The sequence below is a fragment of the Streptomyces sp. H39-C1 genome (genome assembly GCF_027158125.1).
GTDB classification, from domain to species: domain Bacteria; phylum Actinomycetota; class Actinomycetes; order Streptomycetales; family Streptomycetaceae; genus Actinacidiphila; species Actinacidiphila fildesensis.
In genome coordinates this window covers 1-9114 of record NZ_JAPVLS010000166.1, presented here as the reverse complement: position 1 = coordinate 9114, position 9114 = coordinate 1, and the positions used below count along the sequence as shown (strand labels likewise).

Sequence of the window (9114 nt, the reverse complement as noted above, 5' to 3'; positions counted from 1 at the left end):
GCACGGAGACCGCCGCGCCGGTGGCCACGGTGCCCAGCCCGGCAGCGGCCCCCGACTGGGGCAGGAAGCCGACGCCGACCGACAGGGCGGCGGTGGCGAAGGCCAGTGCGGTGGTGGGGCGCAGGAAGCTGGGGCGGGTGAGCCGGCGGGCCAGGTCGACGACCGTCTGACGCTGCTTGGGAATCGGCGCCACCGCCGGTACGCAGATCCCCGTCCACAGTGCGACCGATCCGGCCAGGACGGCCATCACGGTGAACAGCAGCGGCAGGCCGCCGCCGTAGACCAGGGCGCCGCCCAACAGAGGGCCGGCGGTGTAGCCCAGGCTCTTGTAGAAGCCGTAGGACCCGAACGCCCGCCCGTACTTGGCCTTCGGGTTCAGCCGGGCCACCAGGGCGGAAGCGGCCGGGGAGAACGCGGACGCAGCGGCGCCCTGGCCAAGACGCGCGAGCCACAGCAGCGCCGGGTCGCCGGCTACCGCGAACAGAGCTGAGAAGGCGGCGAAGGCGACCAGCCCGCCCAGGAGCACCGGGTGGGCTCCGATTTTGTCGGCCACGGTGCCGAAGACCGGCTTGAGGAGGACTTCGGCGCCGTCGTACAGGGCCAGCAGGCCGCCCAGGACCAGGAGCGACTCGTGGTGGTGGGTGGTGAAGGAGCCGAGGTTGGCGGCGATGCCGTGCGCGCCGAAGGCGGTGGTGAACCCGGCCGCGTACAGCGGCCACATCCGCCAGCGCGCCGCAGCGCCCGCAGCGGGGGGACGCGTGGTGCTGGAGGCGGCCCGCTCCGCGCGGTCATCGTCGCCTGCGGGGCTCACCACGTGCGCGGGTTGACCGGGGCGGCGGTGGTGTCGGCGTGTATGGCGTGTTCGAACAGCTTCTCGGTGTCGTGGGCGGCCTCGGCCAGGCTGGTGCAGCACAGTGCGAGCAGCAGGGCGAAGACCACCAGCGGCATCCGCCGCCGTCCAGGTGGCGGGGCAAGCAGGTCCTTAACCCGGCGTGGCACCGGGCCGCCGGTAGCGGCGAGCAGTGCGGCGGAGGGAGGACTGGTGTTCTTCTTGGCCAGGGCTGCGCGTGCCAGGGCGCGGGCCACCACGGTCCGGTCGCCGACCGCCAGGGCTGCGTCCTCGTCCGCCCAGCGCTCGACGGTGAACGCTCCCTCGGCTGCCAGGGGCCGCAGCAGCGGGCAGGCAGCGGAGGCGAGTTGCAGGGTGACCAGGAAGAAGTGGTGCTGGTGGCGCAGGTGAGCGCGCTCGTGCGCCATCAGGGCTTCGCGTTCGGTGGGCCCCACGGTTTGCAGCATGCCGGTGGACACCACAATCCTGCCGCCCGGCCGGGAGAGGCCGGGCAGGGCGAAGGCTTCCAGGCGGGCGTCGTCGATCACGGCCAGTTCGGTGTCCCCGGGCATTCGGTGGCACTCCTGGTACGCCTGCACGAGCACCCGGCCGCGCCACCACGAGGCCAGGCCCAGGGCGATGGTCATCACCGCCAGGACCGCGCCGGACACGGCTGCCACCGTTACGGGAAGGGGGTCCTGGGCGTGCAGGACCGTGGTGGACCACTGCCCGAAGAACGCCACCAGGGGGATCTGGCCGAAGCCGATGAATGTCAGCAAGGCCAGCGTCCCGGCCCAGCCCGCCACCGCGACCACGGCCGCGCACAGCAACGACCAGGATGCCGCGCGCGGCGGCAGCCGGTGTGCCAGGCGGGGCGAGAGCACCGCCAGTAGGGTACTGACCGCGAAGGGGATGTAGACCCTGATGCGCACCGGGTCAGTGCCCCAGGTCCCCGCGCAGCAGGCGCTGCATCAGCTGCTCGTCCCGCTCGCTCAGCTCGGACACGAAGCGGGCCAGTACCGCTTCGCGGTCCGATCCGTGCTCCAGTAGGGAGACCATCTTCTCCGCGGTGTGCGCGGCCTCGTCGCGCACCGGGGTGTAGGCGTACCCGCGCCCCACACGCCGGCGGATGAGCATGCCCTTGTCGTGCAGCCGGGCCATGATCGTCATGACCGTGGTGTGCGCCAGGTCCCCTGGCAGTGCCTCGTTGACCTGGGCCGACGTCAGCTCGTCCGGCGCCGCCCACAGCACGCCCAGCACATCGCTCTCCAACTCGCCGGCGGCCCGCCGTCCGCCGCTGCGCACTGGATCACGCATGGCTCACCGTCTCCTTCGTCTGCAGGTCCGCTCGCTGCCGCCCTGCCACCGGTCGGTCGCTTACATTGCGGTGACCGCGCGCAGTGCGGCCAAGGCCAACCCAGAGGTTAGCCTCCACGTGCGCCGCCGCGGGGTCGGCTGCGCGCGGACCGGCCACCCAAGCTACTACACGATGTAGATAAGCTGTGCGAGTGCCAGCAAGCCGGGGATCTCCAGGGGCGTCCGGGATGCGGAGGCGGCACAGCTAGGCCGCGGGCCGGTTCCGGGTCACGCCCAGGGCGGCATCGTGGGCCTGCGCGACATGGCCGGGCACGCCGGTCGGTTAAAGGTGGCCATTGCCCGGAAGGGGGAGCGGTGCGAGTTCTCGTGGTGGAGGACGAACGACGGCTGGCCGATCTGCTCGCCCGTGGGCTGCGGGAGGCCGGTCACAGCGTCGATGTGCGGCACAGTGGTACCGAGGGGTTGCAGGCCGCGGTGGTCGGCGATTACGACGCGGTGGTGCTGGACGGGATGCTGCCGGGCCTGGACGGCACGGCGGTGTGCCGGGAGTTGCGCCTGCGCCGCCTGTCCGTGCCGGTGCTGATGCTCACCGCCCGCAGTGAGATAGCCGACCGGATCGCCGGCCTGGACGCGGGCGCCGACGACTACCTGCCCAAGCCGTTCTCCTTCGACGAACTGCTGGCCCGGCTGCGGGCCCTGCACCGGCGTTCCGGCGGGACCGCCGAAGGATCCGAGCTGCACGCCGGCGACCTGGTGCTTGACCTCGCTCGGCGACGGGTCTTTCGCGGGGGCACGGAGATCGAACTGACCGCCAGGGAGTTCGACGTGCTGGCGCTGCTCCTCAGCCGCGCCGGGCAGTGCGTCACCCGCTACGAGATCCTGACCGAGGTGTGGGACGGCGAGAGAGACCTGCGGTCCAATGTCATCGACGTCTACATCGCCACGCTCCGCGCCAAGGTCGACAAGCCCTTCGGACGGCACGCGATTGAAACCCTGCGCGGTGCCGGCTACCGCCTGCAAGCGGACGGCGGCTGACATGCCGACAGTCAGCGCAGTACTGCCGGAGCAGGCCGACCGGTCGGCCCCGCGACGCCGACCGGTCGCCGCCGCCTGGGCCAGGCTCCCCTTGCGGGTGCGCCTGGTGGCCGGGTTCGCGGCGGCGATCCTGCTGGTGCTCACCGGGGCCGGCGCCTTCGTGTACCTGCGCGTCGAGTACGCCCTGGACCTGCGCATCAACGAAGATCTCAGTGGTCAGGCCGATCAAGTTAGCGCCGGCCTCGCCAAACCGGGCGGCACTCTCGACGCCGGGGCGGCCCGCTCCTACTTCCAGGTCCTCGACTCCACCGGCCGGGTCCTGGCCCACGGCCCCGGCGTGGCCGACACCTCGTTGCTGCGCCCGCAGGAGCTGGCGGCAGCGCTTCACGGCCCGCAGCTGGCAGATCGCGGCGCCCTGCTGCCGATCAGCACTCATCCGCTGCGCCTGTACGCGATCCCCCTCGCACCCGGCGCTGTCACCGCGGCGGGACCGCCCGCCGTGGTAGTGACCGCGGTGCGCCGCGACCAGCGCGACGAGGCGCTACGCGAACTCATCGGCCAGCTGGCGCTGGCGGACCTCGCCACGCTGGTCATAGCGTCGCTGGTCGGCTATCGCATGGCCCGCGCGGCACTGCTCCCGGTAGAGCGCTACCGGGCCGAGGCGGCCCGTATCGCCGCTGGCGCCACCGGTGTTCGGCTGGCCGTTCCGGACGCTTCGCACGACGAAGTCGCCCGCTTGGGCCGCACACTCAACGACATGCTGACCGCCCTGGACGCCGCACTGGAGCGCGAGCGGCGCTTCGTCAACGACGCCAGTCACGAACTGCGGACTCCGTTGACGCTGCTGTCCACCGAACTGGAACTGGCCCTGCGCCGCCCACGGATCAAGGAGGAGATGGAGCAGGCACTGCGGGCCGCCGCCGCTGACACCGCGGACCTCATCGCTCTGGCCGAGACCCTCCTGACCGTGGGTGTCCAGCCGATGGGCGGCCACCGTACGACGGCGGTGGATGTCGGCGAGCTCGTGGCATGCCTCGTCGACCGCTACCGGGCCGCGGCCGCCCCCAGAAACCGGGTCCTGCTCAGCGAGAGCGCCCCAGACCTGACCGTGCGCGGGGACGCGGCACGACTGGCCCCGGTCCTGACCAATCTCCTGGACAACGCCCTGCGGCACGGCGCCGGAATCGTCACCGTCACCGCCTGCGGCGATCAGGGCGCGGTCCTGCTACTGGTGCATGACCACGGCCCCGGCATGGACCCGCTGTTCGTGCCGCACGCCACCGAGCGGTTCGCCCGCGCCGACGCCTCCCACACCTCACCGGGAACCGGTCTGGGCCTGTCCCTGGTGCACTCCATCGTGCGCGCACACCGCGGCGGCCTGCGGATCTGCTCCAGCACCGTGCACCACCACGTCGACGGCGACCACAATCCTGCCTGCCGCCACCGCGACACCGGAACCACCGTCACCGTGATCCTGCCCGCAACCGCCTGAACCGGCCAGGACCCGCCTTCATCGCACCTTCATGTGCGATCTCTAGCATCGGGGCGCATGAGCCAAGCGCTGGCGGTCAATGCCGCCGACCTGACCAAGACCTACGGGGCCCTGACCGCCCTGGACAAGATCAGCATCCAAGTCGCCGAAGGCGAGGTCTACGGAATCCTGGGCCCCAACGGCGCGGGCAAGACCACCTTCCTGCGGATGCTGTTCGGCCTGATCCGCCCCGACAGCGGCACCCTGGACGTCTTCGGCCGCTCCTGGGACACCCACGGTGTCAAGGTGCTCGACGGCGTCGCCGGATTCATCGAGAGCCCCAAGTTCTACCCGGGCCTGACCGGCCGCCGAAACCTCCAACTCCTGGCCGGCCTGGACGGCGGAGCGACCACCGAACGCATCGACGAGGTCCTCGACACCGTCGACCTGACCGAGCGCCAGGGCAGCAAGGTCGGCGGCTACTCCTTCGGGATGCGCCAACGCCTCGGTGTCGCCGCATCCCTGCTGCGCGACCCCAAGCTGCTCGTCCTGGACGAACCCGCCAACGGCCTGGACCCTGCCGGAATCCGCGACATGCGTGCCCTGGTCAAGCGCCTGGCCGCCAGCGGCCTGACGGTGCTGCTCAGCAGCCACGACATGGGCGAGGTCGAGCACATCTGCGACGACGTCACCATCATGCGCACCGGATCGGTCGTCTACCACGGCTCGATCGCCACCCTGCGCGAACAAGCACCCGCCCAGGCACACCGCCTCACCACCACCGACGACACGGCGGCCGAGAAACTCGCCCGCGACCAGGGCCTGGACGTCACCCGCACCGACGACACCCTCGCTGTGCGCGGACCGCAGGACCACATCGACAAACTCATCAGCGCCATCCTCGGCGAGGGCATCGCGCTGCGCGGCCTGAGCCTGGACGAGGCGCCGCTGGAAGCATTGTTCTTCATGCTCACCGAGCCCACCTCCCTCGACACCCCGGCCAGCAGCGGAGCGCATCAGTGAACGCACCCACCACCACCGCACCGGGCACCACAACAGTGCCCACCATCGGCCCGGCCCCCGCCCGGCGGCCCGGCACCGGGACCGCCCTGCGCTGGGAGATCACCAAACTCGCAGCCCAGGCCCGCAGCCGCTACACCCTCCTGGGCTGCGTGCTGGCACCGATCGCCATCGTGCTGGTCTTCAACGGCCAGCAACAGACACCCAAGGACACGATCTTCGGGCGGCAGATCCACACCAGCGGCTTCGCCATGCCACTGTTCCTCCTAGCCTTCGCCTCACAGTGGATCTTCCCCGTGCTCGCCTCCCTCGTCGCCGGCGACATCTTCGCCAATGAGGACCAGCACGGCACCTGGAAAACCATCCTGACCCGCTCCGTCAGCCGCACCCAGATCTTCTGGGCCAAGACCATCACCGCGACCCTGTTCACCCTCGCCGCAGTGACCGTCCTGGCCGCCAGCTCCATCATCACCAGCGTGCTCCTCATCGGCACCCAGCCGCTGACCGGACTCAGCGGCCAGCTGATCGCACCTGACACGGCACTTCAACTGGTCATCACCTCCTGGGCCACCGCCCTGCCACCCCTGATCGGCTTCACCGCCCTGGCGATCCTGCTCTCCGTCACCACACGCAACCCCTCCGCCGGAGTCGCCGCACCCGTCGTCCTCGGGCTGGTGATGGGACTGCTCGGCAGCATCGGCGGAATCGACCTCACTCGCCAGTTCCTACTGACCACACCCCTGGACACCTGGCACGGGCTGCTCGCCGCCCACCCCTTCCACACCCCGCTGGCCATCGGCCTGGCCGTCAGTGCAGCCTGGACCACCGTGTGTCTGGGCTGCGCCTACATCTCGCTGCGCCGTCGCGACATCACCGGAGGCTGACCCATGAACCGCACCCGCACACTCAAGGTCGGCGTGATCCTCGCCCTGGCCGCCGCGGTCATCGCCGCCACGACCGCCGCCGGAAGCCCCGACGTCACCCGCACCCGCGTCGAACAGGCGCTAGCGCCCACGTTCGCCAACCTCTACGTCCAGCAGGCCGGAATCCTCGGTGTCCCCGGGATCACCGCCGCCGGGATCGATGCCTCCGCCCACTGCGACCGCGGCGGCCCGAAGGTCGCCGACGTTGGCTCCGGCGCCGACTGGATCTGCATGATGACCTTCCACGACGACCAGCACAAGGTCCAAACCGGTAAGTTCGAACTGCAGATCAAGGCCGACTCCACCTTCGTCGCCGGCGGCCCCTCCAAGCTCATTGGACTGGTCACCATCACCGACAAGACCGGCACCGACGTCCCCAACCCCGTCTTCGAATTCGACGGCGCCCTGAACCCCAACGGCTAGCACTCCCAACCTTTACCAGTTCACCCTGTCCCATCGTAAACGTGCGGCGTCGAAACCTGACTTGGCAGCTTTCGACGCCGCGCGGACGGCATGATGCCTTCTCCGATGCCGAGGCCACCCCGATGAGACGAACCATCATGGGGACACGCACTGAGACAACGTCAAACGACCTGGTGAGCCCGTTGCCAGAGGACATCTGATTCGGGAACCTACACGTACGTTGGTCGGTCGCTCACGTCATAGTCCGTCGCGCCGTTCCGGCCCGTAAGGGCTCCATCCCTGGAGGTACGGCTTGAGTTCCTCCGGCGTGAGTTCACGTGTGTGCGGCATTTTCGGAAGCCTGCCCAGGGGGTCGATCGACCTCGCGTACCCCCCTGCCCACTCCAACCAGCGTCGAGCCGAGTCCAGTGTCGTCTCGTCCGCAACACCCTCCAACTCGCCGATGCGACGTTCCAATGCCATGCAGTACGCACGGAGGGCAGCGGCCTCCTGCCAGCGCCCGGCTTCTTCGCGCAGCACCTGGGCAAGCTGTTCACGAACAGCTTGTTCCTTCGCCACGTCCATGGCAGCTTGCCAACGAAGTGCACGTTCCGCGCTGGCCTGCTGCTCGTCCTGCCTGCGCCGAGCGTCCTCTACCGCCCGCGCCTCGATCTCTCCAAGGATCACGCCCAGGGCTCCTTCGAGCGTCCGGGTCTTCCGATCCCGCCAACGACCGGGCCGACCGGCCAAGCCGTGGGCGAGCTCCACGACGAGACGAACGGAGCGCTCCGGATCTGTGGACTCCGGAAACTCCTGTCTGACGGTGACCGCACATGCGAAGGAGCCGACAGCGACGTCCACTCCGCCCTCGCGCGGGTAGAAGAACGACCCGGCCTTCCGCACCTCGTACCCTCGCCGGACCGCCTCAGCCGCCAGACCCTGCAACAGCAGGAGCGACCTACGGCGCAGCGCAGACGGCATGACAAATCGGCGCTCATCGTCTTTGAGCGCGGTCACCATCGGGTGCAGATGCACCGTCGCGCAGGGATAGGAACAGAACCCCCGCGGTCCTTCGGCGGCTGACTCCGTGCGTTGGGATGCGGGCCCTCCGCGAGGAACAGTTCCAGCCCCGGCCCGCAGTACGGGAGCTTCTCGATGCGTTTGCCCACCGGTTCCAGACCGTGCCGCTTCGCATAGTTGACAACACGCCGCCACTCCGCGACCTCGTCGTCATCGGGAGCGGTGATCCGGATACGCCCTTCGGTGACGAGCCGCTCGACCAACTCCTGCGCCTTCGCCCGCCGGGCCCGCGCGACGGGCCGCTCGCTGTAGGGCGCCCGAGGCTTGGCGGGCACCGTCGGCTCCCTCCCGCCAGCGACTGCAGAGTCATCGTCGATCATCAGAAATCTACGATCCCGCAAAGATCCACCGAGCACCAGTCACCTGACATCAAGGTTCCAGCACCCTCGTCGACAACAGGGCCTTCGACGAGCCCGCATTGGCGTATAGAGCCGAAAGGGCGGCCGTCAGCACTGGGAGTCCTCTGGGACTTTCCTGGGACTTCCGACCCCATCAACCGGCACGAACGTGAAACAGCTGAAAGGTCATTCACGCAGTTCAGCTGGCATCAGCCCCTCATCGCGGCAGGTCACCGCGTTCGCAGGTCCCTTCCGCGACATCTGACTGGGCGAATGCGGACACCTCCTCTGAGCGCTTACGCAAAGCGAATCGGCACGACCCACACCTGCACCGCCAGACGAGACAGGCGATGCTCCTACGGCAGTACCTCTTGGGCAGAATTTGGGGAGTGCGAGCGCCTCTGGGAAACGTGTGGGGAGTATCAACTGCACAACCGGGCACGAGCTGAAAGATCCAGAAAGACGGATCCGCCCAGGCCAGAGCCCTGCTCAGCGACATCACCCAAGGTCAGAGCCGCCAGCTAGACAACTTCACGCAGAAAGTGCCTTCCCGCTGGAACGACAGAGACCTTAGTAGGGTCGGGGACTGGCGCGGTGGCTGACGCTCCGTTTCCAGTCCCCGCCGCTTCAAACCGTGCATGCAGTTCTCCCGCACACGGCTTTCCGACATCGTTCACCGGCTGGCATGCGCCGTCGCCC

At 69.3% G+C, this 9114-nt stretch carries 10 protein-coding genes; 5 read left to right on the top strand and 5 right to left on the bottom strand.

All coding sequences use genetic code 11. The annotated features are described in order from the left end of the window. The 3 genes from O3W51_RS46135 to O3W51_RS46125 all read right to left on the bottom strand — a co-directional run. The coding region (locus tag O3W51_RS46135) for an MFS transporter (RefSeq protein WP_269289961.1) at positions 1–721 on the bottom strand (721 nt) is incomplete at its 3' end. 86 nt (positions 722–807) lie between these two features. Beyond that, positions 808–1713 (bottom strand): M56 family metallopeptidase, encoded by a 906-nt coding sequence (locus tag O3W51_RS46130; RefSeq protein ID WP_269289960.1) that lies wholly within the window; start codon positions 1711–1713, stop codon positions 808–810. Between the two features lie 52 nt (positions 1714–1765). After that, entirely contained in the window at positions 1766–2146 is a 381-nt protein-coding gene (locus O3W51_RS46125) for a BlaI/MecI/CopY family transcriptional regulator (protein ID WP_138358304.1), read from the bottom strand. A 354-nt stretch (positions 2147–2500) separates the two neighbouring features. Here O3W51_RS46125 and O3W51_RS46120 point away from each other — a divergent pair, with 354 nt between their 5' ends. Genes O3W51_RS46120 through O3W51_RS46100 form a run of 5 tightly spaced genes read left to right on the top strand, consistent with a single transcriptional unit; the run spans position 2501 to position 7018 of the window. Continuing rightward, positions 2501–3181 (top strand): response regulator transcription factor, encoded by a 681-nt coding sequence (locus O3W51_RS46120; protein WP_138358302.1) that lies wholly within the window; start codon positions 2501–2503, stop codon positions 3179–3181. A 1-nt stretch (position 3182) separates the two neighbouring features. Beyond that, positions 3183–4673, top strand: a complete 1491-nt coding sequence (locus O3W51_RS46115) for a sensor histidine kinase (protein WP_138358300.1) — start codon at positions 3183–3185, stop codon at positions 4671–4673. A 57-nt stretch (positions 4674–4730) separates the two neighbouring features. Further along, positions 4731–5675 (top strand): ABC transporter ATP-binding protein, encoded by a 945-nt coding sequence (locus tag O3W51_RS46110; protein ID WP_138358298.1) that lies wholly within the window; start codon positions 4731–4733, stop codon positions 5673–5675. Then, on the top strand, positions 5672–6556 hold the full coding sequence (locus tag O3W51_RS46105) for an ABC transporter permease (RefSeq protein ID WP_203218415.1): 885 nt from the start codon (positions 5672–5674) through the stop codon (positions 6554–6556). The genes O3W51_RS46110 and O3W51_RS46105 overlap by 4 nt, the downstream gene beginning before the upstream one ends. 3 nt (positions 6557–6559) lie before the next feature. After that, on the top strand, positions 6560–7018 hold the full coding sequence (locus O3W51_RS46100) for a hypothetical protein (protein ID WP_138358296.1): 459 nt from the start codon (positions 6560–6562) through the stop codon (positions 7016–7018). Between the two features lie 237 nt (positions 7019–7255). Here O3W51_RS46100 and O3W51_RS46095 read toward each other — a convergent pair whose 3' ends face one another. Together O3W51_RS46095 and O3W51_RS46090 are read right to left on the bottom strand one after the other, a co-directional pair. Beyond that, entirely contained in the window at positions 7256–8017 is a 762-nt protein-coding gene (locus O3W51_RS46095) for a hypothetical protein (protein ID WP_244808924.1), read from the bottom strand. Then, positions 8011–8352 carry a hypothetical protein gene (locus O3W51_RS46090; RefSeq protein ID WP_244808925.1) on the bottom strand — a complete coding sequence of 114 codons (342 nt, stop codon included), beginning with the start codon at positions 8350–8352 and terminating at the stop codon, positions 8011–8013. Before O3W51_RS46090 ends, O3W51_RS46095 begins: the two co-directional genes overlap by 7 nt. Positions 8353–9114: the final 762 nt, after the last annotated feature.

Coding starts and splice junctions, on each gene's coding strand:
- O3W51_RS46110 (WP_138358298.1), top strand. CDS start 4,731: ATGAGCCAAGCGCTGGCGGTCAATGCCGCCGACCTGACCAAGACCTAC.
- O3W51_RS46115 (WP_138358300.1), top strand. CDS start 3,183: ATGCCGACAGTCAGCGCAGTACTGCCGGAGCAGGCCGACCGGTCGGCC.
- O3W51_RS46125 (WP_138358304.1), bottom strand. CDS start 2,146: ATGCGTGATCCAGTGCGCAGCGGCGGACGGCGGGCCGCCGGCGAGTTG.
- O3W51_RS46095 (WP_244808924.1), bottom strand. CDS start 8,017: ATGGTGACCGCGCTCAAAGACGATGAGCGCCGATTTGTCATGCCGTCT.
- O3W51_RS46100 (WP_138358296.1), top strand. CDS start 6,560: ATGAACCGCACCCGCACACTCAAGGTCGGCGTGATCCTCGCCCTGGCC.